General features: G+C 37.9%; 1 protein-coding gene. It reads right to left on the reverse strand.

Translation table 11 applies throughout. The annotated features are described in order from the left end of the window. Window positions 1-92: 92 nt before the first annotated feature. Window positions 93-282 (reverse strand): UPF0223 family protein (locus tag C1G53_RS09675; protein ID WP_105118493.1); only part of this gene is annotated, 190 nt, incomplete at its 5' end.

Raw genomic sequence — 282 nt, forward strand, 5'->3', positions numbered from 1 at the left:
AGTCACCTTTTTCTTCAATCTGAAGATCATCATGTAAATGCTGTCGGAGAAAATTTCCAGCTTCCAGGACAATCGTTTGGGCAAAGTGATACTTAGTTTCCAAAACAAATAACTCCTTTCCCTTTATCTCGAGCAGCCTTAACAACTCGATAGGTTGAATAACCAGAAACTGCTTCAAAGTCACGATCAATTTGACGTTCCTGTCCCTTACTTTTAACAACATCTTTGAAGCTTTTATAACTAGCTAATATAGCTACCGCATCTGCTCCTTTTTCATAAGCT

Source organism: Streptococcus suis (assembly GCF_002960445.1).
Classification (GTDB): domain Bacteria; phylum Bacillota; class Bacilli; order Lactobacillales; family Streptococcaceae; genus Streptococcus; species Streptococcus hyiners.